Below are 25806 nucleotides of genomic sequence, written 5' to 3'. Positions count from 1 at the left end.
GTTGGACGGCCTCCCGCTCGGGTTTTTCGCCCTGCACAACGCGTGGCGGGTGTTGGCCTGGAATGCCGCCATGTAACGTGTGCTGGACGTCGCGGCCGCGGCGGCGCTCGGCCGCGACGTCGGCGAACTGCTCGCCGGGCGCGTCACGGCCGACGATTTCACCCCGGGCGAGCTGTTCGCCAAGCTGTTGGCCCAGTACGGCACGGACGCCGTCCAGGGGCTGTCCTGCGCCGGCGCGTCCGACGTCCAGATGGTGCACCTGGCCGATAGGCCGGCGACGGCCTATTACCTGTTTTCGAACGTCCTGCGTCTTTCGGAAGGGAGCTTCGACGGCCTCGTCTGCCTGCTGCTCGACCGCGATCCCCGCACCGGGCACCGCTGCCGCGACCATTTCCACAAGCGCCTGCTCGGGCTGTCGCCGGGCATGGCCTACCAGATCTTAAACGACGGCAAATGGACCGTCCGCTACGTCAGCGAGGGCTGCCGGGGCCTGACCGGCTATCCCCAGGAGCACTTCCGCGACAAGACCTTCTCGGTGCTGTCGGGGCTTTTTCATCCCGAGGACGAGACCGAGGCCCTGGGCGCTTTCTACACCTCCATCGCCAACGAGAAGCCCTACGAGCACGAGTTTCGCATCATCGACGCCTCGGGCCGGGAGAAGTGGGTGCTCAACCGGGGGCGCGGGGTCTTTTCGGACTGCCAGGAGCTGGTGTCCGTCGAAGGCTTCATGTCGGACATGAGCCACTACAAAAGGACCGAGCAGCGGCTGCGCGACGAGCGCCAGCTTCTGCGCGCGGCCCTTCGCGACCGCAAGAGCTTCGGCCAGATCCTCGGCCAGAGCCCGGCCATGCACAAGGTCTACGATCTGATCATCAAGGCGGCCATGTCCGACGACAGCGTGTTCGTCCACGGCGAGACCGGCACGGGCAAGGAGTTGGTGGCCCAGGCCATCCACGCCAACAGCCGCCGCCAGGGCGGGCCCTACGTCGCGGTCAACTGCGGGGCCATCCCGGAGACGCTGATCGAAGGCGAGTTCTTCGGCCACAAAAAAGGCGCGTTCACCGGCGCGACCCAGGACAAGAAGGGCTATCTCGAGTCGGCCAGCGGCGGCACGCTGTTCCTCGACGAGATCGGCGAAATCAGCCTGGCCATGCAGGTCAAGCTCCTGCGCGCCCTGGAGGTCGGCGGCTTCTCGCCCGTGGGCGGCAGCGAAATCGTCCGGCCGAACCTGCGCATCATCGCCGCCTCCAACAAGGATCTCAAGGACCTCGTGCAGGCCGGGCTCATCCGCCGGGATTTCTTCTACCGCATCTACGTCATTCCCATTCTCCTGCCGCCGTTGCGGGAGCGCGGCGACGACATCCGGCTGCTCGCCGACCATTTCGCCGCCTCCCTGGGCAAGTCGCGGGAGACGCCGCCCTTGGCCAAGGCCCATTACGAGCTGCTCATGAGCTATTCCTGGCCGGGCAACGTCCGTGAACTGCAAAACGCCATCCGCCGCTACCTGACGCTCGGAAACTTCGACTTCCTGCGCGACAGCATAGACCAGGAACTGCTCGCCTCGCTGGAGAAGGCCGACGAGGAGGAGGGCGGGGAGCTCGACCTGCAAAAGGCGGTGGAGGTCTTCGAGAAACGGATGATCGTACGCGCCCTCGACGAAGTGAAATGGCACAAGATCAAGGCGGCTTCCCGTTTGGGCATATCCCGGCGGACGCTTTTTCGGAAAATCAAGGAACTCGGCCTGGAATAGACGGCCCGGACTCGCCCTTTCGTCCGCATTCTGGAGACATCGATGCTGGTCACGGAAATCCTGGCGCGCAACGCCCGCATGTATCCCGAGGAGATCGCCCTCATCGAACGCTGCCCCAAGGAGGGGCGCCGCAAGGAAATCACCTGGAGCGAATTCGACCAGCAGGCCGACCGCGTGGCCGGCCACCTGGCCGCCAAGGGGCTGGCCAAGGGCGATCGCGTCCTGATCCTTTTGGAAAACTGCCTGGAATGGCTGCCGGTGTACTTCGGCGTGCTGCGCGCCGGCTGTCTGGTGGTGCCCGTGGACTACAGCTACGCCGACGCGGCCCTGGCCCATTGCCTGAACCTGTCCGGGGCCACGGCGATCTGCTACGGCAGCGGGTTCCGTCCCCTGGTCGAACGGCTGCGGCGGGGGGACGACCGGACGCTGGGAGTGTGCATCGAGGTCGGCCCAAACGGCGCGCCGGTCGCCGACTTCGCCGAAGACCTGCGCGCGATCCTGGACGCGCCGGCCAGGGCTGTCCCCCCGGTGCCCCTTGGCATCCTCGACGCCGCCGCGCTGTATTTCACCTCGGGCTCCACCGGACGTCCCAAGGCGGCGCTTTTGACCCACCGCAACCTGGAATTCGCCTGCTACCTGGAAAACAGCCATCACCGCCAGACCCATGCCGACAACTTCCTGTGCCTTCTGCCGCTCTTTCACGCCGGCGCGGTGATGCACTGGTTCGGCGGCTTCATCGTGGGGGCCAAGGCCGTCATCCTCAACAGCGCCGACGTGCCGCGCATCTTCGAGGCGATTTCCGAGGAGGGCGTGACCATCGTCTGGTTCGTGGTGCCCCTGGCCAAGGAGATCCTCTGCCAGATCGAGGGCGGCAAGATCGACCTCGCCGCCTATCGCCTGGGACAGTGGCGTCTCATGCACATCGGCGCCCAGCCCATCTCGCCGAGCCTCATCAACGAATGGCGCTCCATCTTCCCCGACCACCTCTACAACACCACCTACGGCCTGACCGAGACCACGGGCCCGGGCTGCATCCAGCTCGGCATCAACAATTTCCACAAGGTCGGGGCCATCGGCCGGCCCGGCTTCGACTGGGAAGTGCGCATCGTGGACGCGTCCATGGCCGAGGTGCCGCAGGGCAAGGCCGGCCGCCTCATCGTCAAGGGGCCCGGCGTCATGCGGGAATACTACCGCGACCCCGAAGCCACCGAACGGCACCTGCGCGACGGTTGGTTTCTGACCGGCGACATCGCCATGCGCGACGAGGACGGGTTCATCTGGTACGTGGACCGGGAGGACGACGTCATCCACGTCGGCGAGTACGACGTCTTTCCGGTGGAGATCGAGAATTTCCTGCTGCTGCACCAGCGCATCCAGGACGCGGCGGTGTTCGGCCTCGGCGACGGGGCGGGGCAGGTGGTGGCCGCGCTGATCCAGTCCAAGCCGGGGCATGCGCTCAACCGGGGGCACCTGGAGGACTTCTGCCAGGCCATGCCCGCCCACAAACGGCCGTCGCTGTTCTTTTTCGGCGACGTGCCCCGGGGGTTGACGGGCAAGATCCGCAAGTTCTTCCTCAAGACCCACTACGGCCCGCGTCTTCAGGACGGGGAATAGGCCCGCCGCCCGCTCCGGCGAATCCCCGCCGGGGATTCGCCGGAGCGGGCCATGGGGCCGCACGTCGCTGGAAAAGCCCGCGGTGCTCTCCCGGACGCCGGCCCCTTGCCCTCTCGGGGGGGGGACGCATGCCGCAGCCCGGCGTTCAGGCGGCGCCGCGCATGTTCTCGATGACGGTCTGCAGGCTCTGCGCCTGCTTGGCCAGGTCGATGACGGCCTGGGAGGACTGCTCCATGGCCTGGGAGTTCTCCACGGCGATCTGGTTGATCTGGGACACGGCCTGGTTGATTTCCTCGCCGGCCCGGGACTGCTGCTCGGCCGCCGTGGCGATGGACTGGACCTGGCCGAAGGCCTGGTCCACCATGGTCACGATGGCGTCCAGGGCCTGGTCGGAATCCTGGGACAGGCTGGCCGCATGATGGATGTCCGAAGCCGAGGCCCGGGCGTTGGCGATGGTTTCGCGGGTGCCGTGCTGGATGCCGCTGACGGCTTCGCTCACGTCCCGGGTGGCGGCCATGGTCTTTTCGGCGAGCTTTCGCACCTCGTCGGCCACCACGGCGAAGCCGCGTCCGGCGTCGCCGGCCCGGGCGGCCTCGATGGCGGCGTTTAAGGCCAGGAGGTTGGTCTGGTCCGCGATGTCGGAAATCACGGTGATGATGCGGCCGATGCCCTCGGCCTGCTCGCCGAGCCGGGTCATGGTCGTGGTGAGGGACTCCGCCTGCCGGCGCACGGATCCGATGGCCTCCACGACCTGGGCCACCACTTCCTTGCCCCTAAGCGCGCTGTCCTTGGCCGCGCTGGAAACGGACGAGGCCAGGGAGGCGTTCTTGGCCACCTCCATGACCGAGGCCGACATCTGCTCCATGGAGGTTGCCGTCTCCTCCACGCGCCGGCGCTGGGCGCTGGTGCCCTGGTTCGACTGTTCGATCTGGGACGAAAGCTCCTCCGAGGCGCAGGACAGCCGCTCGACGATGTCGCCGAGTTGCCGGGCCACGTGCAGTATGCCCTCCTGGCGCGCCCGTTCGGCCATGCCCTTGGCTTGTTCGGCCTCGTGCGTGGCTTGCACGGCCTTTTGCGTCTCCTCGGCCGCCAGCCGTTCCTTGGCGTTGGCGTCGCTGATCTTTTCCTTGAGCCGGGCGACCATGGCCCGCAACCGGTCCGCCAGCACGCCGACCTCGTCGCGCTGGGCGATGCCCAGCGTTTCGTCCAGCCGACCCTCGGAAACGGCCACGGCATAGTGCACCCCGGCCTTGAGCGGCTTGACGATGGAGCGGGTGATGACCACGCCCAAGGTCAGGGACAGGACCACGGCCAGGCAGAGCATGGTCACGGCCAGGCGGACGTTGTCGTCGGCGTCCCTGGTGGCGGCGACCTCCTCGCGGGCGCTGTCCTCCACGTTGATCTGGATCACCCGCGACAGGGCTTCCATGGCCTTGTGGATGGTCACGTCCGAAGCGCCCGTCAGGGCCGATTCCACGGCCAGCCGGTAGGCATCCTCCCGGCTGGGATCCTTTTCCCAATCCTTGAGGGAGGACAGGGTCTGGCGGTTCACGTCCCGAGCCTCGTCGATCAGGCGCTTGAAATCGTTCCAGGGGGCGACGGCAGCTTCGTTTTTGGGCAGCTTTTCGTATTTCGCCGCCGCTTCCATGTAGCGTTTCCGGGCGGCCTCGATGTCGCGATACAAGGCCTCCCGATTAGGCACCTCCTTGAAGAGCAGGACCTTTTGGATGCCGAAAATGACCATGAGGTTGAAACGGATGTCGGACAGGGCCTCGACGCTCGGCAGGATGTCATTGGACACCTTGTCCATGGAATGCTTGATGTCGCGGAAGCCTCTGACGCTCGAAACGCCGAGAACGGCCGCCACCAGGGTGACCAGGCAGAAGCCGCCCAATAGGCGCCATTGGATGGAAAGGTTTTTCATGGCACGCTCCTTGTCGCCGAAAAGCCGCGGCGGCGTGCGTCCCTGCGGCGCAACCGCGCGTGATCGTGAAAGGGCGACCTTGTCGCCCGGCGTCGGCCGTGACGGCCGGCCTTGTCGCCATGCAAGCCGGCCGCTGTCTGCCGTCGCCGCCCCAGCCGAAAAAGGCCTTGCCCCGGAATCGCCCGCCGGGATGCGCGAGGCGGGAGATCCGGAGCAAGGGGTTGTTGGAGGAAATACGGCCGGTCAGCAGGGCACGACGAAGTGCATGTGCTGGCGGCAGTAGTCCATGTGTCGCAGGATGTCGCCGCATTTGGCGGCGTAGCGGGAAGCGGCGTTCATGTCGCCGTTGCCCATGGCGGTGCAGATGGCCCGACCGGCCCGGTAGCCGGAATCGATGGCCGCGCTCATGCCCTCGCCGTTGAGGTAGATCAGCCCCGCCGCGTCGCCGGCCAGCACGATGTTGTCCTGGCCCAGAAACGGCGGGGCCAGCCGGTTGGAGCAGGCGTTGGCGAAGCGGCGTTCGCCGAAAGCCACGCCGTAGGCGCTGCGCAGGTGATCGACGAAGCGCTGCTCGCAGGCGGGCAGCTTGGAACCGGTGAAGCCGCCCACGCTTAAGGCCAGCATGTCGTCCTTGTGGTGCACGCAGCCGATGATGTCGCCGAACTGCGGGTCGAGAAAGACGTACCAGCCGCCGTTTTGCAGCCGGCCCGCGTCGTTGCAGGCATAGTAGGCGTAGGTGGCCATGCAGGACTTGGCTTCGGACGTCGTGTCCGGGTCCAGGGCCTTGCGGATGGACGACAGCGCTCCCTCGGCCCCGACCAGGTATTCGCAGGTCAGTTCCAGTTCCTGGCCGTCGGTCTGGCGCAGGAAGACGTGGATGAGGTTCTCGTTGCGGTCAAACCGCAGGAAGCGGGTCTGCTCCATGACCATGGCCCCGCTTTCGCGCAGGAGCCAGTGGTCGAACTTGGAGCGCCAGACGTTGATCCACTCGCGGGGAAACTCCTTGCCGTCCTTGGGCAGTTCCCAGACGTAGGGCACGAGGCTGCCGTCGCGCCTGCACTCGAACACGTCGTCCGCCCGCAGGAACTCGGGTTCGCAGCGAACCTCCTTGGGCGGCAGCCGGCCGAAATGACGCAGCAAAAGTTCCTGGCACTGGCCGTAGACGATGCCGGAACAGGTCTTGTGCCGGGGCAGCTTTCGCTTCTCCACGACCAGGCAATAGGTGCCGCAGTCCCGGACGGCCTTGGCGCAGGCCGATCCGGCCGGGCCGGAGCCGATGACGATGACGGGGTAATGGCGCATGGCGCAAGCTCCTCGTATGTTCTGGCGGCGGCAGGGCGCGTGCCGCAAGGTCGCCGCCGGTGTGCGTCTGGGGCGTCGCGGCCGTCAGTCGGCTTGCCGGGCGCGCGCAGCCTCGCGGCTGGACAGCGCGCCTTTGCGGACGGTTTCCTCGAAGGCCGTGAGCGAAGCGTAGCCGAGCCGGCGGAACAGGTTTTCGTAGCGTTCCCGCACGAGGTTGCGTCCCTGGGCGCGCGCCGTCTCGACGAAGTCCTCGACCATGGCCAGGGTGCGCGGCGAAAAGGTTTCCAGCTCGCTGGCGATGTAGGCGTGGAAGCCCTCGCCGCTGCGGGGAAAGCTGCGTGGAAAGTCCTGGCGCACGGCGGTCATCCAGGCGTCCTCCACGACCACGATCCGGTCGATGGCGGCCTTGGACGCCGCCTCGCGGGGAAGGATGTCGTCGATGCGGGCGTATTTTTCGGTCATGAGGTTGCGCCCCTCGTCCTGGGCCAGCTGGAGGTCGTCCAGGTAGGACAGCAGGATGTCCGTCGGCAGCACGGAGTGGGTCATCCAGCGCATGAGCCGGAAGGTCTTGAGCCTGTCCTGGCAGGGGGAGCGTTCGAAGGTGCTGATTCCCTCGAACATTTCCTGCTCCAGGGCGATGATGCGCCTGACGAGGGTTTCACGTTCTTCTTGCGGCTGCATGCCGAACCTCCTGTGCGTTTCGCCTGATGGCCGATGCGGGGGCGGGCCTTCGCCGCGGCTCAGGCGGCCGCCTCCTGGTCCCGCAGGGTTCCCTTCCCGATCCGGGAGTAGAAATTGTCGTAACGCTTCTCGGCCAGGTTCACGCCGGCCAGTTGGGCGGCCACGACGTCGCGGTGCATGAGGGCGCGGGTGCCGGGCGAATAGGTCTGCAGTTCGCAGGCCGTGTATTTCCGGAAATAGGCGGCATTGTCCTCGCCGTGGCTGATGATGTGGGGATATTTTTGGGCCAGTTCCAGCATCCAGCCGCTTTCCACGGCCACGATCTCCTCGATGGCCGGATCGTCGCTGATGGTCGGGATCTGCCCGGCCATGAGCGCGTACTTCTCGGTCATGAGGTTGCGTCCGTCCCTGCGGGCCTGGATGAGGTCGAGCAGGTAGGAATCGATGAAATCGTCGGACAGGGCAGAGAAGCTCATCCAGCGGCCGAGGCGGAAGGGCTTGATCTTGCTCGCCTCGGACTGGTCCTCGCCGGTGTTGAGGGCGCAGAACATTTCCTGTTCGGCGTCGATGATGGCTTTAAGCACGGTCTCGCGTTGGGTCGCCATGGCGTACTCCTGTGTATGGGGTTGGCGTTTGGCCGGCTGCGGGCCGCCCTGCGGGGGCATCGGCGGGCGCGGCCGCCGTGTCGGTGGTTTCTGCTGGCCGCAGCACGAGCGCGCCGAGCCCCTGACCCAGGAGAGCCGAGGCCGGCGGCGTCCAGTGGATGCCGTCGCTGCACAGGGCCCCCGCGCCGAGTTCCCGGCACAGGGCCGCCGCGTCGAAGAGCGTCGCGCCGTGGCGCGCGGCCAGTTCGCTCAGGATGGCGTTGTACAGGCGGGTCCGGGACAAGGCCTCGGGGTAGCGTTCGTATTGGCCCGCGCCGGCCGCCCAGAGGTTGACCAGCACGACCCGGGGCGGGGCGTCGTCCATGACGTTGCGGCAAAATCCGAGAAAAAGGTCCATGTTGCGCCGGTATTCGGCCGCGTCGACCCAGGGATCCTTGTCGGCCAGGTCCGGCAAGGGCGGGGGCGTGTTCCGCCCGCGGGCGGGCCACAGGTCCGCCAGGCCGAGTTGGACGATCACCGTCTGGGGGCGGACCAGATAGATGTCCGTGGCCAGGCCGCGCACCAGGTGCAGCGATGTCTGGGCGTGACGGCACAGGTTGACCAGCATCACGTCCGTGCCCGAGGCCGCCACGAGATGCCGGCGCAGCCGTTCGGGGTAGGTGTCCTCATAATAGAGGTCGACCTTGTCCGAGCCGCTGGCGAAGCGCGGCAGGCCGAGGCTGTCTCCGGCAACGACCAGGCGCATCACGGCCGGCCTCCGGCAGCCGGGCAGGGCAAGCCAGGCAGTGCGGCGACATCCGTGAACGAACAGGCTGCAACACCTGCAAAAAGAGCGTGCGGGAAAAGATCCCGTGCATGGAATGCTCTCTGGAATGCTGTCGCGATGCGCGGATGCATGATGCTGGTTTCTCCCAAAACATAGAGACCCTGGATCGTAGTCCAGGCATCTGCCTTGCCTGTCCCGGCATGGCGTATGGTCTTCGCAATGATCCCGAGAGTTAAGCAACAACCATGCCGTCAGGAGCGACGTCTCTGAACGGTGCCTATTCCCGCCACGCCCGCAGGGCATTTGTCACCGAAGGAACAGCCCCGTCCCTGCCCGCAAGCGACATTTCGAGACAATGTTTTTTATTTCAACCTGTTCAGGGAGTCGCGTCATGTGACACTATTCGTGACACATCTGTCCCAGCAGGAACAGGCGTCGCCTGGGCTCGGAGGCCTCGCCCCGATGCGGCGCGTTCCCTCGCAGGGCTTGTCCTGTCCCTGCTTTGGAGCCGGGCAAGCCGGGCGTTCCGGCCGAGCCGCCACGCGTCGAGCCCCCTCGCCGGCAGTTGCCTGCCGCCGCCTTTTCGGGCGGCGGCGCTTTTTTTCGGGACGTTGCGAAGGGAGGCGGCATGGGGATTTCCGGCCGTGGGCGCAGTGCCTGACGCCGCGCACAGCCGCTTGCCGCGTCGTCACGGCACGCCGCGTGCACAGAGCTGTGATTATTGCAGGAAACGCCGCGCTAGGGACCGTCTTCGCCGGACGGGGCGCGGTGTCTTGTCGAAAAGCGCCATCAACGACGATGGAGCCGGCTGTGGTGAACGTCGCATCAACCTGCAACACGGGGAAGGAGTTATGAAAAAGGCTTTATTGGTCTGCCTTGCCGGTCTTCTGTTCTGGGGCGCGGGGAGCTCGGCCCGGGCGGCCACGGAAGTGAAGTTCGTCGGCGACGCGCGCGTCTACGGCGTCTACTTCAGCGGCCACAACTTCACCGGCTGGAACGACGCCGCCTGGACGTCCAACACGCCGGCCTGGACCAAGGCCGGCACCAAGACCGAGGACACCTTCGAGGTCTGGCAACGCCTGCGTGTGCGCACCGATTTCGTGGCCAACGAGGCGGTGAAGTTTCGCCTGGGCATCAAGATCGACAACACCTGGGGCACCGGCACCTACACCGCGGCCAACCCTGACGCCTCCGGCGTCCTCGTCTACCAGGCCTTCCTGCAATTCAAATGGCCGGGCTGCGACGTCGAGGTCACGGCCGGCCTGCAGGACGTGAGCCTGCCCCAAAGCGCGATCTTCTCCGGCAGCCTGATCTTCGACGACACGGCCGCCGCCCTGACCGTGCGCGCGCCGCTCATTCCCGACCTGCTGACGCTCAACGCCGGCTTCGCCCGCATGATCGACACCAACCGCACCTACGACACCACCACCACCCAGTCCGACGACGAAATGGACTGGTATTTCCTGACCCTGCCCGTGACCACCCCGGGCTTCAAGGTCACGCCCTGGGGCATCGTCGGTGTGGCCGGCAAGGGCAGCGGCTATTACACGACCTATGCCTCCTCCTTCGCCCAGGCTTCGGTCGCCGAGGATATCCTGTCCGCCGGCACCCTGATCTCCCCGACCAAGTGGAAGAACAACCAGAACCTGTACTTCTGGGGCGGCGGCGCTTTCGAGGTCAGCGCCCTGGATCCGGTGCGCTTCTACGCCGACGTCATGTACGGCGGCGGCGCTTTCAACGACCTGAAGAAAAGCAAGCGCGGCGGCTGGTTCATCGACTTCGGCACGGAATTCACCGGCTGGGATCTGCTCACGCCCCAGCTCTTCGCCTGGTGGGGAACCGGCGAGGACGCTTCGGTGCTCAACGGCTCCGAGCGCATGCCCCACAACCGCCCGGCCTGGGGACCCGGCGGCGGGTCGTTCCTCTTTGACGGCGGCCAGGTCCTGGCCCGCAACTCCAACATGGGCGTGGACCCGGTGGGCACCTACGGCATGGCCGCCTCGCTCAAGAACATCTCCTTGGTGGAAAAGCTCTCCCACACCCTGACCTTCGCCTACATCCACGGCAACAACTCGCCCAAGGCCGTCCGCTTCCTCAACTACTACCTGGGCGGCGGCGACCTCTACGCCGGCAGCAACCCGTATTTCTGCATGGGCCGCGACCTGACCAGCAACGAGCACGAGTTCGCGCTGAACCTGGACAGCGAATACTCCCTCTACGAGAACCTCAAGATCCGCATGGAGACCGGCTGGGCCAAGGGCCAGTTCCAGGAGAGCGTCTGGGGACGCCGCCTGGTCCACAAGGCCGACGACATGGGCGGGACCTGGAAGGTCGCCCTCGGCTTCACCTACAAATATTGACGGCGACCCCTCTCGCCGCATTCGGTTGGTCGGCCGGTCCCCGCGGGGACTGGCCGACATTTTTTCCGGGGGAGTCCGTTCCCGACGGGACGCGGGCTTGCCTGGACTTTCTCCAGGGAATCTGGTTCTTTCGCACGAGACGAAGCCATGACGACCTCGGGTGTTCTTGCCGCCTGGAGACGCGATTCCAGGCGTCCGGCCACGCTTTCCCGGCCGCTGCGGCGGCGCGGCATCGCGCGGCGCGGTTCCGCCAACCGATAAGGAGTGGTCATGCATTACGACGCTGCGGAGACATTATCCCGTTCGGAAATCGAAGCGCTGCAATTGTCCCGGCTGCGGGACACCCTGGCCCGGGCGGCCCATTCGCCGTTTTACGGCGCGCTGTTCGCACGGCATCACATCACGCCTGATACGTTGCATTCCCTCGACGACGTCCGCCGCATCCCGTTCACCGCCAAGCAGGATCTGCGCGACTCCTACCCCGACAAGCTGCTCGCCCTGCCCGTCGGCGAAATGGTGCGCATGCACGCCTCCTCGGGCACCACCGGCACGCCCACGGCCATCTACCACACCCGCGAGGACCTCGACTGGTGGGCGTCGCTGATGGCCCGGTGCATGCACATGGTGGGGCTTCGTCCCACCGACGTTTTCCAGAACATGTCCGGCTATGGCCTCTTCACCGGGGGACTCGGCATCCACTACGGCGCGGAAAAGCTCGGCTGCCTGACCATCCCGGCCGGGGCCGGCAACAGCCAGCGCCAGATCAAGCTCCTGATGGACTTCAAGGTCACGGGCATCCACATCATCCCGTCCTACGCCATGCACTTGGCCAACGTGCTCAGGGAAATGGGCATCGATCCCAGATCCCTGCCCGTGCGCATCGCCCTGGTCGGGGCCGAGCCCTACACCGAGGAGACGCGCGGCCGGCTGGAAGAGCTTTTCGACATGAAGGTCTACAACTCCTACGGGCTCTCGGAGATGAACGGCCCGGGCGTGGCCTTCGAGTGCCAGGAGCAGCGGGGCATGCACCTCTGGGAGGACGCCTACCTGGCCGAGATCGTCGATCCCGACACCGGCGAGCCCGTGCCCGACGGGGAGCTCGGCGAACTGGTCATGACCACGCTCGGCCGCCGGGGCATGCCGGTCGTGCGCTACCGCACCCGGGACATGACCCGTTTCCTGCCCGGCCCCTGCCCCTGCGGTCGGGAGCACCGCCGCATCGACCGGCTCCACGGCCGCTGCGACGACATGATGATCGTCAAGGGCGTGAACATCTATCCCATGCAGATCGAACGGGTGCTCATGGCCCTGCCCGAGGTCGGCCAGAACTACCTGATCGTGCTCGACAACGACGGGGCCATGGACCGGATCAAGGTCCAGGTGGAAGTGCGGGCCGAACACTTCGCCGAGGACACGCGCGTGCTCACGGCCCTGCAGAAAAAGATCGCCTCGCGCCTTCGCGACGAAATCCTGGTCACGCCCAAGGTGGAGCTGGTGGAGCACAACACCCTGCCCCGAAGCGAGGGCAAGGCCAAACGGGTCGTGGACAACCGGCCCCGGTAGGCGAGGCGAACCATGCCCCAAGCCGGCCCGCCTGCGGCCCTCTCCGCCGGCCCCGGGCCGGACCCGGCGGCCGCCGGCGTGGCCCGGCTGGTCCTCGACCGGGGCGCGGCGGGCAAGGCCGTGGCCACCGCCTTCCTGGCCAGGGGAGGGCGGGGCCGTTTCCTGGCCACGGCCTTCCACAACCTGTCCGGCGGGCTGACCCCGCAGGAGCGTTTTCTGGGGGGGCAGCCCCCCAGGCCCCTTTCCTTCGAGATCCATCTCGGCGGCGCGCCCGTCGGCCGCTTCCCCGCCTATGTCGGCGGCCGCAGCCTTTTTCGCGTCCACCCCGATCCCGAGGTCCGGCGCGGCTGCGACGTGGCCGTGCTGGATTTCGGCGTCCTCGAGGCCCTGGCCGACGAGGCGCTCCCCGGGAGCTTCCTGGAGGCGGTCGGCGTCAACGAGCCTTGCCTGCGCCCCGGCTACGGCCGGGTCGCGGACATGTTCCTGCCGGCCGGGCGCGGCGTGCTGGTGCTGGGGTTCCCGGGGGGGAGGGACTACGCCGGCGGGCCTCTGGCCGTGGGCTGCGCCCTGGCTGCCGCCCCGGACCCGGCCATGCCCTACCTGCCGGTTTCCGGGCCCACGGACAAAGGCTGTTCCGGTGCGCCGGCCGTGGCCCGGGATTTCGACGGCTATCTCGCCCTGGGCCAGGACGGCCCGCGCCGGGACCTGGCCGGCCTGGCCGTGGTCGACCAGTGGCTCGGCCTTTACAGCGGCCGGCTCACCCGGTTGCGCGTCGGCGGCGAGGGGCCGGCCACGGTCCAGATCGGCGCGGTCTGGACGGCCGGGCTGGTGCTGGAGATCGGCGAGGCCGGCGTGCCGGATTTCCTCTTCTGACGGGCCGCCTTCGGGGGCGGCCCGTCGTTTCCGGCCTCACATCAGGCCGTATTTGGCCAGCTTCTTGTAGAAAAGGGGCCGCGAAATGCCGAGCAGTTTGGCCGCGGCCGAACGGTTTCCCTCGCCCACGGCCAGGGCGTAGCGGATGGCGCGGCGCTCGGTGCGTTCCACCAGCATGTCCAGGGTCATGCCGCTGTCCTCGCCGTCGATCTCCATGAGGTCGCAGCACACGCCGCCCTGGAGCAGCACGCGCCGCAGCTCCTCCTCGCCGATCTCGTCGACCTTGCACATGATCATGAGCCGCTCGAGCACGTTTTGCATCTCGCGCACGTTGCCTTTCCAGGGCAGCATCTGCATGGCCGCCATGGCCGCGTGGGACAGGCGCTTGTGGTGGATGCCGTGGCGGCGGGAGAGCTTTTCCCAGAGGCTTTTGACCAGCCAGGGGATGTCCTCGGGGATGTGGCGCAGGGGCGGGATCATGATGGGAATGACGTTGAGACGGTAGAAAAGGTCCTCGCGGAAGCTGCCGTCGCGCACCTTGTCCTCGAGGTTGCGGTTGGTGGCGGCGATGATGCGCACGTCCACCTGGTTGCGCTTCTCGCTGCCGAGCCGGTCCACCTCGCCCTCCTGGATCACGCGCAGGAGCTTGACCTGGGCGGTGAGCGGCATGTCGCCGATCTCGTCCAGAAAGATGGTGCCGCCGTCGGCCTGCTCGAACCGGCCCTTGCGGCCGCCCTTGCGCGCGCCGGTGAACGCCCCTTCCTCGTAGCCGAACAGCTCCGATTCGATGAGCGTCTCCTGGATGGCGCTGCAGTTGACCCGGATGAAGGGACCGTCGCGCCGCCGGCTGTAGTTGTGGATGCTGTGGGCGAAGACCTCCTTGCCGACGCCGGACTCGCCGCGCAGGAGCACGGTGGCGTTGGTGGAGGCGGCCTGCATGGCGGTGCTCTTGGTCTGGCGCATGGGTTCGGACACGCCGAGGATGTTGTCGAAGGTGTATTCCGTGCCGCAGGAGAGGCTGCTTCCCTTGCGCAGGTCGCGGATCTGCTTGTGCAGGCGCTTGATGTCGTCGGTGAGCTTTTGCACCTCGTCGATGTAGCGGAAGCGGATGAGCCCCACCGCGCCGATGCACTCGCCGTCCTCGAAGATGGGGATGCGGGAGACGACGTAGGGAATGCCCCGGATGTCCTGGTAGCGGTCGTGCTCGGGCACGCCGGTCTGGGCCACCAGGTGCATGCGGGTGTTGTCCACGACGTCGGTGACGTGGCGGCCGATGACGTCCTCTTCGCGCACGCCGTGCACTTCCGTGAAGCTCTCGTTGATGAAGACGATCTTGCCCTGCTTGTTCACCACCTGGAGGCCGCAGGCGCAGTAGTCGATGATGGTCTTGAGGAATTCGACGAAGTTCTTCTCGTGGGCGAAGATGCCGGTGACTAGCTCGTGGCTGGTGGAGCCGGTTTCGGGGAGGACGCAGAACTTCACCGCCGTCAGGCGGGGATCGCCCAGGTCCTTGCCGTCCAGCTTGAGCTTTTCCGATTCCCGCTGCTCGGGAAGGGTTGCGGTTTCGCCACAGGCGGCGGGGAGACAGGCCGTGTCCGCGCGGTCGTATTTCATGCCCATGCTCCTCTTGATCTGCGATCCTTGATGGAGTTGAGCCACCCCTGTCACGTTCGGTGACAATCCCATTCCAACGGTGTCATGCTTGGCATTCGCGTCGCCGCCGTTCGTTTGTTGGGCTGCAAACGGCGTGGATGCTCGCTTGTCTCTCTCGCCTCGCCGCCGTCTGCGGCCTTGGGCCCTGTTTGTCTGCGGGGGCCTGTCATGGGGCATTACAGATTGCATTTTTCCGGGCCTTTGGCTTTTTCAAAAAAACAATAAATTTCATTGAGTTGTCAAGCGTTGTCGTTGGTTTTCAGGGGTTGGCATGCTCTGTGTAAATGCAAGAATTGTTCTGAAATGATGAAGGTTACGCTGCAACAACCCTTAATGGAGGACCTCATGGCCAGAACATTCAAACAGGTCTTGGCGGATGCCGGCATCTCCATGGACTTCGAAGCGTGCGGGCGCGCCCCCGAAACGATCGTTGACCGTGAAATCAAGCCCGAGCCCCATCCCAGAGTCGAAAAGCTCAAAAACATCTTCATGCAGACCCTGTCCACGGCCAACAACGAATTTCCCTATTGGTACACCAGGGAATACATGGCCCACGATTCGGAGATCCCGGTCGTGCGGCGGGCCCGGGCGCTGAAGACCGCCTTCTCCCACCTCACGCCGGTCATCTATCCCGGTGAAAAGCTGGTCATGCACAAGGCGCACTACTTCCGCGGCTCCTTCCCCATGCCCTGGCTGTCCGAGGGCTTCTACGTGGCCAAGGAGGACGAGCTCTTCCAGGACGCCCTCAAGCGCGGCTCCACCTCGGCCGACGAACACTCCAAGTTCGGTTCCGGCGGCGGCAACGTCGTCAAGAGCTTCAACAAGATCGTCTCCATCGCCGGCAAGTTCGGCATGCGCCAGGAGGAAGTCCCGGCCCTGCTCAAGCTCGCCAAGATGTGGGTCGGCAAGTCCGTGGACGACCTCGGCCACAAGTACGAGCAGAAGTGCCCGGACTACGACGTCAAGGAAAAGTGCATGCGCAACATCGTGTGCATGTTCGATTCCGGCTACACGCTGCCCCAGGGCCGCGAAGTCATCAACTACTACTATCCCCTGGAATACGGCTTCGACGGCCTGATCAAGATGGCCACGGAGCTGCGCGACAAGGTGGCCGGCAACGCCGACGGCGACGGCATGGTCGGCACCAACCGCCTGTACAACTACGAGGCCGTGATCCTGGTGCTCGAAGGCATCCAGGCCTGGATTCTCAACTACGCCAAGGAAGCCCGCCGCCTGGAAGCCATCGAGAAGGACGCCGTCCAGAAGAAGGAATACGGCGAGATCGCCGCCTGCCTGGAGTGGATCGCCCACAACCCGCCGCGCACCTTCTACGAAGCCTTCCAGATGATCGAGACCATCCATCTGGGCGTGCTCAACGAGGACGCCATCTCCGGCATGTCCCCGGGCCGCATCGGCCAGGTCCTGTATCCCTATTTCGAGCAGGACGTCGCCGCCGGCCGCATCACCGAGGACGAGGTCCTGGAGCTGTGCGAGCTCGACCGCGTGGTCAAGACCTCCATCGACTGCTTCGCCTCCTGCGGCGTGGTCGGCGGCGTGCTTTCCGGCAACACCTTCAACACGCTGTCCGTGGGCGGCCTCAACGCCAAGGGACAGTCCGCGGCCAACAGGCTGGAATACCTGATCCTCCAGGCCGGCATGACCAACCCCATGCCCCAGTCCACCATTGCGCTCCTTTACGACGAGAAGCTGCCCGAGGACTTCCTGCTCCTGGCCACCAAGGTCATCAAGACCGGCTGCGGCTACCCGGCCTTCATGAACAACGAGATCGCCATCAAGTTCATGTGCGCCCAGTACGGTCCCGAGGGCATGACCCCGCAGGAAGCCACGGCCTGGGCCATCGGCGGCTGCCTGGAGTCCTCTCCTTGCTGCTGGCTGCCCCTGCACCTGAACGGCAAGGAATACATGATCCCCGGCGGGGCCGGCCAGCCCACCAGCGTCGGCATCCACTTCATGTCCCTGCCCAAGATCCTGGAGCTCACCCTCTTCAACGGCCAGGATCAGCGGACCAAGGAACAGGTCGTGCCGCCGCACAACAAGTCCCTCGCCACCTACGAGGAACTGTGGACCGAGTTCAAGAACTATTGGGAAATCATGTGCCACGCGCTGGAGAAGGCCAACAACATCCAGCACGACATCTGGCGCAAGAACAACATGGCCGTGTTCAACTCCCTGCTCAAGCCCGATTGCCTGAGCAAGGGCCACCTCATCAACGAGCTCGGCTACCGCTACAACGCCACCTTCAACGTCGAGTCCGCGGGCACGGCCAACATGGTCAACTCCTTGGCCGCCCTCAAAAAGATCGTCTACGACGACAAGAAGGCCAGCCTGGCCGACATCAAGGCGGCCATCCTCGACAACTTCGGCTTCAAGGACGCCCACGAGATCAACTCGTTCTCCATCGCCGACCAGCAGAAGCGCGAGGACGACGACCGCAAGTGGGACAAGCTCCACTTTATGCTGCTCCAGGCGCCCAAGTACGGCAACGACGACCCCTACGCCGACGAGATCCTGCGCGAGTGGGAAGAGTACTTCTGCGAAGACTGCAAGGACTACAAGTCCCTCTACGGGCATCCCATGTATCCCTGCCAGATCTCCGTCTCCACCCACGGCGCCATGGGCTCGGCCTGCCGGGCCACGCCCGACGGACGCTTGAGCGGCACGACCTTCGCCGACGCCTCCCTGTCCGCCTATCCGGGCACGGACCGCAACGGCCCCTTCGCGCTCATGAACTCGGCCACGGTCTGGGACCACTCCCACTCCCAGAATTCCCAGCTCAACATCAAGATCCACCCCAGCGCCATCCGCGGCCCGGAAGGGGCGAAGAAGCTCCTGGACCTGTCCCGCGCCTACATGCGCAAGGGCGGCTTCCATGTGCAGTACAACGTCGTGGACACCAAAATGCTGCGTGACGCCCAGGAAAAGCCCCAGGAATACCGCGAACTGATGGTCCGTGTGGCCGGCTTCACCCAGTACTGGGTGGAAATCGGCAAGTCCGTCCAGGACGAACTCATCGCCAGAACAGAATATGAGGGGATATAGCCATGACGCTCGCCTATCGTGACACCCGCGAATTCGTTCCCGTGGATGCGGATAAAGGCCTCGACCGCCTGACGGGCAAGATGGTGCAGGCCGACGCCAATGCGCCGGCCGGCTACACCAAGCTGCCCAAGTGCAAGTTCTGCAAGAACTACCAGGAAGAAGCCACCAACATGGGCGTGTGCGCCGTCAGCACCATGGAGCCCAAGTTCATGGCCTACGGCGACATGATCGCGGTGACCTGCGAAGTCTACGCCGACTGATTCCGAAACGCCCGGCCGGGAGTCCGCTCCCGGCCGGGCCTGTCGCATCGCAACCGGACGTCATTGCGGGGGTGAATCATGGAAGAGAACAAACGGCTTTACGGCTGGTCGGTTGTGGCCGCATCCTGGCTGGCCGTGTTTTGCCTTTTCGGATACCGGGCCACGTTTTCCATCCTCAAGGTGCCCATGAGCGCCGACATGGGCTGGTCCCAGGCGGAAGTGACCCTGGGCTATTCCTTCATGATGATGTGCTACGCCATCGCCGCCTTCTTCTCGGGGCTCATCCTCGACAAGTGGGGAGCCAAGCTCGTGTACCTGGTCGGCGCGATCTTCGGCGCGGCGGGCTTTTACGTCACGGCGCAGGTGCACACGCTCTACGCCTACTTCGCCGCCTACGGCATCCTGGCCGGCGTGGCCACGGGCATGCTGTGGGTGACCTCCACCGTTTCCGTGCGCAAGTGGTACGTGGGCAAAAGCTACGCCACCATGTGGGGCTTCGCCTTCGCCGGCGGTCCCATGGCCCAGGTGGTCATGAGCCTTTTCGTCAAGAGATCCCTGTCCAGCGCCCAGGGGGACGCCTGGCGCGGGGCCATGGAACTGCTCGGCGTGCTGGTGCTGGCCTGCCTGCTTCTGGCCGCGCTGCTGGCCAAGAAAAGCCCCGAGGGCTACGGCTTCAAGCCCTTCGGCGAGGCGCCCCAGGCCCCCGGCGCGGCCGCGCCCCGGGTCTGGAACCTGCGCGAGGCCTACGGGACGTATCCCATCTGGGGAGCCATCCTGACTTTCCTGACCAGCATGCTCGGCGAGTTCCTGATCTGGACGCAGGTGGTCAGCTACTGGACCGCCGACCTCGGCATGACGCTTTCGAGCGCCACCAACCTCTACGTCATCATCGGCGTGGTCGGCATCTTCTCCATGCCCGGCATGGGCATCGTGGCGGACAAGGTGGTGCAGCGCTCCAGCTGCGAATCCCTGGGCCGCAAGAAGATGCTCATCTTCGGCCCGCTGGTCGGGGCCGTCGCCTGCCTGCTGCTCGTCCTGCAGGGAAGCCAGTCCATCGTCCTCGGCTTCGTCTCCTGCGTGCTGTTCGCGATCTACTGGGCCATCGTCCCCGGCGGGGTCGTGGGCTACCTGGGCGCGGTCTACGGCCGGGCCACGCTCGGCAAGATCTGGGGGCTTGGCACCATGATCGTCATGGGCATCGGCCCCTTCGTCGGCCCGCTGGTCGGCGGCTACATGAAGGACACGACCGGCAGCTACTTCTACTCCATCGTCTTCGCTTTGGGCGCGTTCGTGGTGTCGTCCTGCTTCGGCGCGAGCCTGCCCTTGTCCATGGAGAAGCACGAAGCGCGCCTTAAGGCGCAGGACGCTGCGACGGCCTAGGGCTCTGCGCGAAGAATGGTCCACTGTTGTTGAGAATGCCGAGCCGTTCCGGCGGAGCGCCCGAGCGGCTTTGACAACGAGACATGCAGGTCGAACCGGCCGGCCGGGAAGCGCAGCGCCGCTGCGTTTCCCGGCCGACGGGGAGGCCAAACAAAAGGATGCCGTCATGCTTACGCGCCAAGGCCATACTGCGGACACGGGACTGATCTTCGACATCCAGGGGCATTCCGTCCATGACGGCCCCGGCACGCGCACGACCGTTTTCCTCAACGGATGTCCTTTGCGCTGTTCCTGGTGCTGCAATCCAGAAGGGCTTTTTGCCCGTCCGGTCGTCATGTACCGGCAAAGCAAGTGCAAGTGTTGCGGCGACTGCCTGGCCGCCTGTCCCACCGGCTCGGTCCGGGTCGTGGACGGCAAGCTCACGTTCGACCGGGCCGTGTGCGACGCCTGCCAGACCCATGCCTGCGTGCAGGCCTGCCTCAACGAGGCCGTGGTCGAAAGCGGCAAATACTATCCCATCGAGGAAGTGCTGCGCATCCTCAAGCGCGACCGGCAGTTCTGGGGAAGCAACGGCGGCGTCTCCTTCAGCGGCGGCGAACCCCTCATGCAACAGGCGTTCATGGGCAACCTGCTGCGGCAGTGCAAGAAGCTCGAAATGCACACCTGCGTGGAAACGACCTCCTGCCTGCCCACCGACTATTATCTCGACGTGCTGCGCTACGTGGACTGGGTCTTCACGGACATCAAGCACATGGCCCCGACCGTGCACAAGGAACTGACCGGACGCGACAACACCCTGATTCTTCACAACATCGAGGCACTGGCCAAGGCGGACTGGGACGGCGTCATCATGCCGCGCATCCCGGTCATCCCCGGGCGCAACGACTCGGAAGAGAACCTCATGGCCACGGTCGACTTCATCAAGCGCATCGGCCTGGACGCCGTGAACATCCTGCCTTTCCACCGGCTCGGCGAATCGAAGTACCGCCAACTCGGCCGCACCTACGACCTGGAAAACCAGGAATCGCCCACGGATGAGACCATGCAGCGCCTCAAGGACATGGTGCAAAGCCGCGACGTGTTCTGCCTCGTCGGCTGGGAAACGCCTTTCTGACAAGGCGCGCCGCCTGCCCCCGGAGCCGGCGCCGCCACAGAAGGCACGACGCTTTTTGCGGCGGCCCGACGGGGTGGAAGGCGAGGAGAGACCGGCAGCGGCGCTTGAGCGGGGCCGGGACCGGGATCGCCTGGCAAAACGCCCGCAGGCCAGGGCCGGCATTGACGTTGACGGCGAGGAGAAAGCTTCGTCAGGCCGAAAACGCAGCGACCGCCTGCATCGGCCCGCCCATTCCCGGCGGCGTTGCCCCGCCCGGTGGCGCGCGGGTCCAGGCTGCCGTGCCCTGCCCGGATCTTTTCGGAGACCATGATGCCGGTGATTGACTTGCCGGCGGCGCTGGCTCAAAGAAAAAGCCATAGCCAATCGGTCCGAGGCGCGCCCCGGGCGTCGCGACGCGACCGACCGACCCTGCGCGGTGCTTGTTTCCCCGCCTGGATCCACTTTCATGCGACTTCGACCCGCGCAGGGACGCGCGGCAGGCTTCGGGAAAAGCGATGGGCGACAAGCGGACCGCCGACCCGGCGGAGCAGGGCAGGAGCGTCGGGGCGGGCAGGGAGTTCGAGGCCATCCTGCCGCGCCTGGCGGCGGCCACCGACTATTGGCTGCTTGCCGACGCGTTTTCTTCCATCGACGGTTTCCTCGATCCCATCGAAGGCTACGCCCTGCTGCTTCTGGCCGAATTCGGGCCGGGCGTGGGCAGCATCGTCGAGATAGGCAGCTACGCCGGCCGGTCGACCTGCTACCTCGCCAAGGGGGCGAAGCGGGCGCACCGGGAAAAAATCGTCGCCGTCGACCATTTCCGGGGCTCTCCGGAGCACCGGAGCGGGGGGGCCAACGAGTCCGCCCACGTGCTGCGCGGGGACCTGTTCGACGTGTTCGGGGAAAACCTCAAGAAGGCGGGCCTGGACGACTGGGTCAGGCCCCTCCGCCTGTCCTCGGCCGAGGCCGTGGCCGGCTGGAGCCACCCGGTGCGCCTGCTGTTCATCGACGGCGATCACTCCTACGAGGCCTCCCGCCAGGACTTCGAATCCTGGTCGCGCTGGCTCGCGCCCCAGGGGCTGGCCGTCTTCCACGACATCGAGATCTTCGACGGCGTGACGCGCTACTACGAGGAACTGCTTAGCCGGGGCGAATACCGGGAAGCGCTTTCCGTGGGTTCGCTGCGCGCCGTGACCCGCGACGCCGGCCTCTGAGCCTTCCGGCGCGGCCGGCAACCCCAAAAGGAAAGCCCGCGCCTTCCCCGTGCGGGGAGGATGCGGGCTTTCTCGCAAGCGGGGCGAGGCTCGTCCCTTCGACCGGTTCGGTCGTCTCCCACGCAAGGCCCGCGCGCCTCGGATCGCCGACGGACGTGGGCCTCGCCGGACGCGATACTAACGGGCCCTGGAGAGGGCCAGCGCGCGGTTCCCGGCCGGGAGCGCCGTGGAGGCGGAGCCTTCGGATTTCATGTCGTCGATCAACTTCTTGAGGATCTGGGCCTGGTTGGCCAGCTCGCCCACGGCCTGGGCCGACTGGCGCATGGCGTCGGTCGTCTCCGTGGACACGCGGTTGACGTCCTCGAGGCTGCGGTTGATCTCCTCGCTGGCCGAGGACTGTTCCTCGGAAGCCGTGGCGATGGAACGCACCTGGTCCGTGGTCACCTCGGCCAGGGAAACGATCTGGTGCAGGGATTCGCCCGAGGCGTTGGCGAGTTTGGTGACCTCCTCGATGGTCCTGCCGGAGCGCTCGACGTTGTCGATGTTCTTCTTCGTGCCGTCCTGGATGCCGCGGATGGCGTCGCCGACCTCCTTGGTGGCGGTCATGGTCTTTTCGGCCAGCTTTCTGACCTCGTCGGCCACCACGGCGAAGCCGCGTCCGGCCTCGCCGGCCCGGGCCGCCTCGATGGCGGCGTTTAAGGCCAGCAGGTTGGTCTGGTCAGCGATGTCCGAGATGACGTTGAGGATCTGCCCGATCCCCTCGGCCTGCCGGCCGAGGTTGCCCATGTCGGTCTTCATCTCGTGGGACTGCTGCTGCACCTCGCCGATGCCCTGGACGACCTGGGTCACGACCTTGGCCCCTTCCTCGGCCTTCACCTTGGCCTGGTCGGCCGTGGAGGCGGCGCTGGAGGCGTTCTTGGCGACCTCGAGAACGGTGGCGTTCATCTCTTCCATGGAGGTGGCGGTTTCCCCGATGCGGTGGGCTTGTTCCTCGGCCCCGTGGCTCGACTGTTCGATCTGCGCGGACAGTTGCTGCGACGCCGAAGTCACGATTTCCACGATGGACTCGAGCTGTTGGGCGGCTTGCAGCATCCCTTCGGCCTTGGCCTGTTCGGCCTTCTTCGTGGCTTGCTCGGCCAGGGCGGTGGCTTGGCGGGCCGTCTCGGCCTCCTTGGCGGCATCCTGGGATTTCGTCTCCGCCTCGGCGATCTTGTCCTTGAGGTTGTTGACCATCTTGACCAGGACGGCATACACGCCGCCGCTGCCCCGAACCGGCTTGAAGGCGACGTTGAGGTTGCCGCCGGCGATTTCCGTGGCCACGGCGAGCAGGTAGCCCGGGTCTTCGCCGAGCTGGCCGAGGATGTTGCGGGTCAGCAGCCAGGAGATGACGGCCCCGCATACGACCGCGACGCACAAGACGATGACGATGATGGTCCTGCCCGATTCGTACGTGGCCAGCGCCTTGGCCGCGCTGTCCTTGCCCCCGCGGTCGTTGATGGTGATGATGGTGGAAAGCAGGCGCGAAGCTTCCCGGAAAACGGCGTCAGATTCGCCGCTGGCGAGCTTGGCGGCCGAGGCGTTGTCGTTTTGCATTGAAAGGGCAAGTATCTTCTTGTGAAGGACGATGAATTTGTCCCACGCCACCTGAAATTTCGGATAATTCTCGCGCTCCCCTGGTTCCGTTATGAGGGGTTCGTATTCTTTCATCTTGTTGGAAACAGCTTGGGAAAGTTGAGACAACATCTGTTCATTGGCACGCATGTCGGATTCATTGGTTGTTATGACATGGAGCAATTCCCGCCGCCTGAATTGGCTTAACAAGTCATTCAATTCGCCAACGACTTTAATCGTCGGCAACCAGTTGGTGGCCAGCTCGTTTGTATTTTTGTTGATGGAAGACATCATGTTTATAGAGAGCACTCCAATGACGATGGACAGGCAGAGCAACAGCGATAACGACAGAATGAGTTTGGTTGATAACTTCATGGGGAGCTCTCCTGTTGCGGTATGCAGTTGTGAAAAATGGTTTCAATATCAACCATGCCCTGGCCAGGCGAAAGTATGAAGAGGATGGAACCTCAATATGAACAATATCACATAGCTGTGCCCGGTGTGCAACCGTTTTTTTCATGTCGGCCGTGTAATGGTGTCGGTTTGGGAGCGGGCCACGGGCCTTTTGTGACTCGCCGCGGCGCCTGAGACTGGTGCGGTGTTGGCGCAGGGAAGTGAAGAAAAGGAAAGCGTGGGCAGAACCGTCCATTTGATCCGAAAGAAGAGACACGGGCGGCAACACAAGGGCAAGCGCCTGCTTGAAAATGCCTTGCAGCGCAGGACCATGGGCAGCGTCGCCCGCGATGGCCTGGGTGACCACGAGGGTGACGGGATGACCGCCGCGAAAGGAGGTGACCAGCTGAAAGTCTTGATTGGCGGAGAGGGTGGGATTCGAACCCACGTGCAGGCTATTAACCCGCAACCCGATTTCGAGTCGGGCCCGTTACGACCACTTCGGTACCTCTCCGCACGAGAAAGACCCGGAAGGAATTTGGAAGAATATACATGGAAAGGGGGCTTGGCAAGCGTTTTATGCGCCCGCGTCCTCGCCGCGGCGGCGGCGTTCCCGGAAGAAGTCCCGCAAAAGGTCGCCGCAGGCCGTTTCCAGCACGCCGGACACCACGTCGAAACGGTGGTTGAAAAAGGGCAGGTCCGGCCCGGGCAATCGGGACGATATCGCCCCGGTGCGCGGATCGGACGCGCCGTAGACGAGGAGTCCCACTCGGGCGTGGATCATGGCCCCCAGGCACATGAGGCAGGGTTCGAGCGTCACGGCCAGGATCGCGCCCGGCAGCCGGTAGTTGCCGACGGCCTTGGCCGCCTGTCGCAGGGCCAGGATTTCGGCGTGGGCCGTGGGGTCGGCCCTGCCGATGGGCGCGTTGCCGGCCGCGCCGAGCACTTCGCCGGTCGCCGCGAGCACCGCCGCGCCGACCGGCGCTTCCCCGGCCGCCGCCGCTTCCCGGGCCTTGGCCAGGGCCAGCTCCATCACCGCCTCGAAGCCGGAAAAACCCGGCGGCGGGGCGGGCGCGTCGCAATCGTCGGCGTGGTATCGGCGGGCCGGTTGCAGGGCCATGGGTTTCCTCGATGCGATGAAAAGGGCGGAGCGGGGCGACGCGCCCGGCGACCGGCGGACTCGGATGCGCTCGCCACGCCGACGAGACTGGCCGATGCCGCGGGGGAGGCGTTCACCTGTTGCCGCAGAGGGCCTGTTACGGGTGGCCTAGATCCGCTCGAGGCTGGGTCGCGTCTTGTCCGTCACCACGTTGCCGGTATTGAGCGTCCCCTTGGGTTCGATGAGCAGGACATGCACTTCTTGAGGCGCTTCCGGACAGTGCTCGGTGCCCTTGGGGATGACCACGAGTTCCCCGGGATCGAGCTGGAGCGACCGGTCGCGGAAGTGGATGGTCAGATGCCCCTTGATCACGAAAAAAAGCTCGTCCTCGTTTTCGTGGTGGTGCCAGTCGAAGATTCCCTTGAGCTTGGCCAGCTTGAGGTGGGCGTCGTTGCATTCGCCGATGATCTTCGGATTCCAGTATTCTTCAAAGAGCTTCAGCTTCTCCGCCAGGTTGATTTTGTCCACGGCGTTCTCCCAAGGAAAGCTTCGTCGGTTGTCCGCGCGTTATGGCGGCCTCGTGTCGTGGCCCCCCAAAAAAAAGC

Annotated in this window: 20 protein-coding genes and 1 tRNA gene; 10 read left to right on the top strand and 11 right to left on the bottom strand. The window is 65.4% G+C overall.

Going from position 1 to position 25806, the window contains the following annotated elements; genetic code table 11:
- Nucleotides 1-79 precede the first annotated feature (79 nt).
- Nucleotides 80-1750 carry a sigma 54-interacting transcriptional regulator gene (locus Q1K70_RS02630; RefSeq protein ID WP_300155362.1) on the top strand — a complete coding sequence of 557 codons (1671 nt, stop codon included), beginning with the start codon at nucleotides 80-82 and terminating at the stop codon, nucleotides 1748-1750.
- A 42-nt stretch (nucleotides 1751-1792) separates the two neighbouring features.
- Complete coding sequence (locus Q1K70_RS02625; RefSeq protein WP_300155359.1) at nucleotides 1793-3364, top strand: class I adenylate-forming enzyme family protein; 1572 nt, start codon at nucleotides 1793-1795, stop codon at nucleotides 3362-3364.
- A 145-nt stretch (nucleotides 3365-3509) separates the two neighbouring features.
- On the opposite strand, the gene Q1K70_RS02620 is transcribed toward Q1K70_RS02625, so the two are convergent.
- The 5 genes from Q1K70_RS02620 to Q1K70_RS02600 form a co-directional block, all read right to left on the bottom strand.
- Nucleotides 3510-5288 (bottom strand): HAMP domain-containing methyl-accepting chemotaxis protein, encoded by a 1779-nt coding sequence (locus Q1K70_RS02620; RefSeq protein ID WP_300155357.1) that lies wholly within the window; start codon nucleotides 5286-5288, stop codon nucleotides 3510-3512.
- Nucleotides 5289-5531: 243 nt separating this feature from the next.
- Nucleotides 5532-6590 carry an NAD(P)/FAD-dependent oxidoreductase gene (locus Q1K70_RS02615; RefSeq protein WP_300155354.1) on the bottom strand — a complete coding sequence of 353 codons (1059 nt, stop codon included), beginning with the start codon at nucleotides 6588-6590 and terminating at the stop codon, nucleotides 5532-5534.
- Nucleotides 6591-6674: 84 nt separating this feature from the next.
- Complete coding sequence (locus Q1K70_RS02610) at nucleotides 6675-7271, bottom strand: DUF4125 family protein (RefSeq protein WP_300155351.1); 597 nt, start codon at nucleotides 7269-7271, stop codon at nucleotides 6675-6677.
- A gap of 59 nt (nucleotides 7272-7330) precedes the next feature.
- Nucleotides 7331-7876, bottom strand: a complete 546-nt coding sequence (locus Q1K70_RS02605; RefSeq protein ID WP_300155350.1) for a DUF4125 family protein — start codon at nucleotides 7874-7876, stop codon at nucleotides 7331-7333.
- On the bottom strand, nucleotides 7848-8621 hold the full coding sequence (locus Q1K70_RS02600; protein ID WP_300155370.1) for an SGNH/GDSL hydrolase family protein: 774 nt from the start codon (nucleotides 8619-8621) through the stop codon (nucleotides 7848-7850). Before Q1K70_RS02600 ends, Q1K70_RS02605 begins: the two co-directional genes overlap by 29 nt.
- Nucleotides 8622-9493: 872 nt before the next feature.
- Here Q1K70_RS02600 and Q1K70_RS02595 point away from each other — a divergent pair.
- From Q1K70_RS02595 to Q1K70_RS02585, 3 genes are all read left to right on the top strand, one after another.
- Entirely contained in the window at nucleotides 9494-11002 is a 1509-nt protein-coding gene (locus Q1K70_RS02595; RefSeq protein WP_300155347.1) for an outer membrane homotrimeric porin, read from the top strand.
- Nucleotides 11003-11272: 270 nt separating this feature from the next.
- Nucleotides 11273-12565, top strand: a complete 1293-nt coding sequence (locus tag Q1K70_RS02590; protein WP_300155345.1) for a phenylacetate--CoA ligase — start codon at nucleotides 11273-11275, stop codon at nucleotides 12563-12565.
- A 12-nt stretch (nucleotides 12566-12577) separates the two neighbouring features.
- Nucleotides 12578-13438 (top strand): hypothetical protein, encoded by an 861-nt coding sequence (locus Q1K70_RS02585; RefSeq protein WP_300155342.1) that lies wholly within the window; start codon nucleotides 12578-12580, stop codon nucleotides 13436-13438.
- A 36-nt stretch (nucleotides 13439-13474) separates the two neighbouring features.
- Here the strand turns inward: Q1K70_RS02585 and Q1K70_RS02580 are convergent, their stop codons facing one another.
- Nucleotides 13475-15052, bottom strand: coding sequence for a sigma 54-interacting transcriptional regulator (locus Q1K70_RS02580; RefSeq protein WP_300155339.1), 1578 nt, complete (start codon nucleotides 15050-15052; stop codon nucleotides 13475-13477).
- 384 nt (nucleotides 15053-15436) lie between these two features.
- Between Q1K70_RS02580 and hpdB the strand changes: the two genes are divergently transcribed.
- The 5 genes from hpdB to Q1K70_RS02555 all read left to right on the top strand — a co-directional run bounded on the left by hpdB (nucleotide 15437) and on the right by Q1K70_RS02555 (nucleotide 22098).
- Nucleotides 15437-18151 (top strand): 4-hydroxyphenylacetate decarboxylase large subunit, encoded by a 2715-nt coding sequence (gene hpdB, locus Q1K70_RS02575; RefSeq protein WP_300155337.1) that lies wholly within the window; start codon nucleotides 15437-15439, stop codon nucleotides 18149-18151.
- A 2-nt stretch (nucleotides 18152-18153) separates the two neighbouring features.
- Nucleotides 18154-18411, top strand: coding sequence for a 4-hydroxyphenylacetate decarboxylase small subunit (gene hpdC / locus Q1K70_RS02570; protein WP_300155334.1), 258 nt, complete (start codon nucleotides 18154-18156; stop codon nucleotides 18409-18411).
- Nucleotides 18412-18489: 78 nt separating this feature from the next.
- A complete protein-coding gene (locus Q1K70_RS02565; protein WP_300155331.1) occupies nucleotides 18490-19791 on the top strand; it encodes an MFS transporter in 1302 nt (433 codons plus the stop codon).
- A 166-nt stretch (nucleotides 19792-19957) separates the two neighbouring features.
- Entirely contained in the window at nucleotides 19958-20905 is a 948-nt protein-coding gene (locus tag Q1K70_RS02560; RefSeq protein ID WP_300155327.1) for a glycyl-radical enzyme activating protein, read from the top strand.
- A 494-nt stretch (nucleotides 20906-21399) separates the two neighbouring features.
- Nucleotides 21400-22098, top strand: a complete 699-nt coding sequence (locus tag Q1K70_RS02555) for a class I SAM-dependent methyltransferase (protein WP_300155324.1) — start codon at nucleotides 21400-21402, stop codon at nucleotides 22096-22098.
- Between the two features lie 177 nt (nucleotides 22099-22275).
- Here Q1K70_RS02555 and Q1K70_RS02550 read toward each other — a convergent pair whose 3' ends face one another.
- From Q1K70_RS02550 to Q1K70_RS02530, 5 genes are all read right to left on the bottom strand, one after another.
- The gene (locus Q1K70_RS02550) at nucleotides 22276-24045 is read right to left on the bottom strand and encodes a methyl-accepting chemotaxis protein (protein ID WP_300155367.1); all 1770 of its coding nucleotides are present in this window, start codon (nucleotides 24043-24045) and stop codon (nucleotides 22276-22278) included.
- Nucleotides 23942-24550 (bottom strand): hypothetical protein, encoded by a 609-nt coding sequence (locus Q1K70_RS02545; RefSeq protein WP_300155321.1) that lies wholly within the window; start codon nucleotides 24548-24550, stop codon nucleotides 23942-23944. Before Q1K70_RS02545 ends, Q1K70_RS02550 begins: the two co-directional genes overlap by 104 nt.
- Nucleotides 24523-24616 (bottom strand) — tRNA-Ser (locus tag Q1K70_RS02540). The genes Q1K70_RS02545 and Q1K70_RS02540 overlap by 28 nt, the downstream gene beginning before the upstream one ends.
- Before the next feature lie 63 nt (nucleotides 24617-24679).
- Nucleotides 24680-25222: a tRNA adenosine(34) deaminase TadA gene (gene tadA, locus Q1K70_RS02535; protein WP_300155318.1), complete on the bottom strand. Its 543-nt coding sequence runs from the start codon at nucleotides 25220-25222 to the stop codon at nucleotides 24680-24682.
- 147 nt (nucleotides 25223-25369) lie between these two features.
- A complete protein-coding gene (locus Q1K70_RS02530; protein ID WP_300155315.1) occupies nucleotides 25370-25729 on the bottom strand; it encodes a cupin domain-containing protein in 360 nt (119 codons plus the stop codon).
- Between the last annotated feature and the right edge of the window lie 77 nt (nucleotides 25730-25806).

This window comes from Solidesulfovibrio sp., from assembly GCF_029978005.1.
GTDB lineage: Bacteria > Desulfobacterota > Desulfovibrionia > Desulfovibrionales > Desulfovibrionaceae > Solidesulfovibrio.
Note: the sequence above shows the minus strand (reverse complement) of the source record. Positions and strands in the feature narration are given on the sequence as shown.

Coding starts and splice junctions, on each gene's coding strand:
- Q1K70_RS02625 (WP_300155359.1), top strand. CDS start 1,793: ATGCTGGTCACGGAAATCCTGGCGCGCAACGCCCGCATGTATCCCGAG.
- Q1K70_RS02620 (WP_300155357.1), bottom strand. CDS start 5,288: ATGAAAAACCTTTCCATCCAATGGCGCCTATTGGGCGGCTTCTGCCTG.
- Q1K70_RS02615 (WP_300155354.1), bottom strand. CDS start 6,590: ATGCGCCATTACCCCGTCATCGTCATCGGCTCCGGCCCGGCCGGATCG.
- Q1K70_RS02610 (WP_300155351.1), bottom strand. CDS start 7,271: ATGCAGCCGCAAGAAGAACGTGAAACCCTCGTCAGGCGCATCATCGCC.
- Q1K70_RS02605 (WP_300155350.1), bottom strand. CDS start 7,876: ATGGCGACCCAACGCGAGACCGTGCTTAAAGCCATCATCGACGCCGAA.
- Q1K70_RS02600 (WP_300155370.1), bottom strand. CDS start 8,621: ATGCGCCTGGTCGTTGCCGGAGACAGCCTCGGCCTGCCGCGCTTCGCC.
- Q1K70_RS02595 (WP_300155347.1), top strand. CDS start 9,494: ATGAAAAAGGCTTTATTGGTCTGCCTTGCCGGTCTTCTGTTCTGGGGC.
- Q1K70_RS02590 (WP_300155345.1), top strand. CDS start 11,273: ATGCATTACGACGCTGCGGAGACATTATCCCGTTCGGAAATCGAAGCG.
- Q1K70_RS02585 (WP_300155342.1), top strand. CDS start 12,578: ATGCCCCAAGCCGGCCCGCCTGCGGCCCTCTCCGCCGGCCCCGGGCCG.
- Q1K70_RS02580 (WP_300155339.1), bottom strand. CDS start 15,052: ATGAAATACGACCGCGCGGACACGGCCTGTCTCCCCGCCGCCTGTGGC.
- hpdB (WP_300155337.1), top strand. CDS start 15,437: ATGGCCAGAACATTCAAACAGGTCTTGGCGGATGCCGGCATCTCCATG.
- hpdC (WP_300155334.1), top strand. CDS start 18,154: ATGACGCTCGCCTATCGTGACACCCGCGAATTCGTTCCCGTGGATGCG.
- Q1K70_RS02565 (WP_300155331.1), top strand. CDS start 18,490: ATGGAAGAGAACAAACGGCTTTACGGCTGGTCGGTTGTGGCCGCATCC.
- Q1K70_RS02560 (WP_300155327.1), top strand. CDS start 19,958: ATGCTTACGCGCCAAGGCCATACTGCGGACACGGGACTGATCTTCGAC.
- Q1K70_RS02555 (WP_300155324.1), top strand. CDS start 21,400: ATGGGCGACAAGCGGACCGCCGACCCGGCGGAGCAGGGCAGGAGCGTC.
- tadA (WP_300155318.1), bottom strand. CDS start 25,222: ATGGCCCTGCAACCGGCCCGCCGATACCACGCCGACGATTGCGACGCG.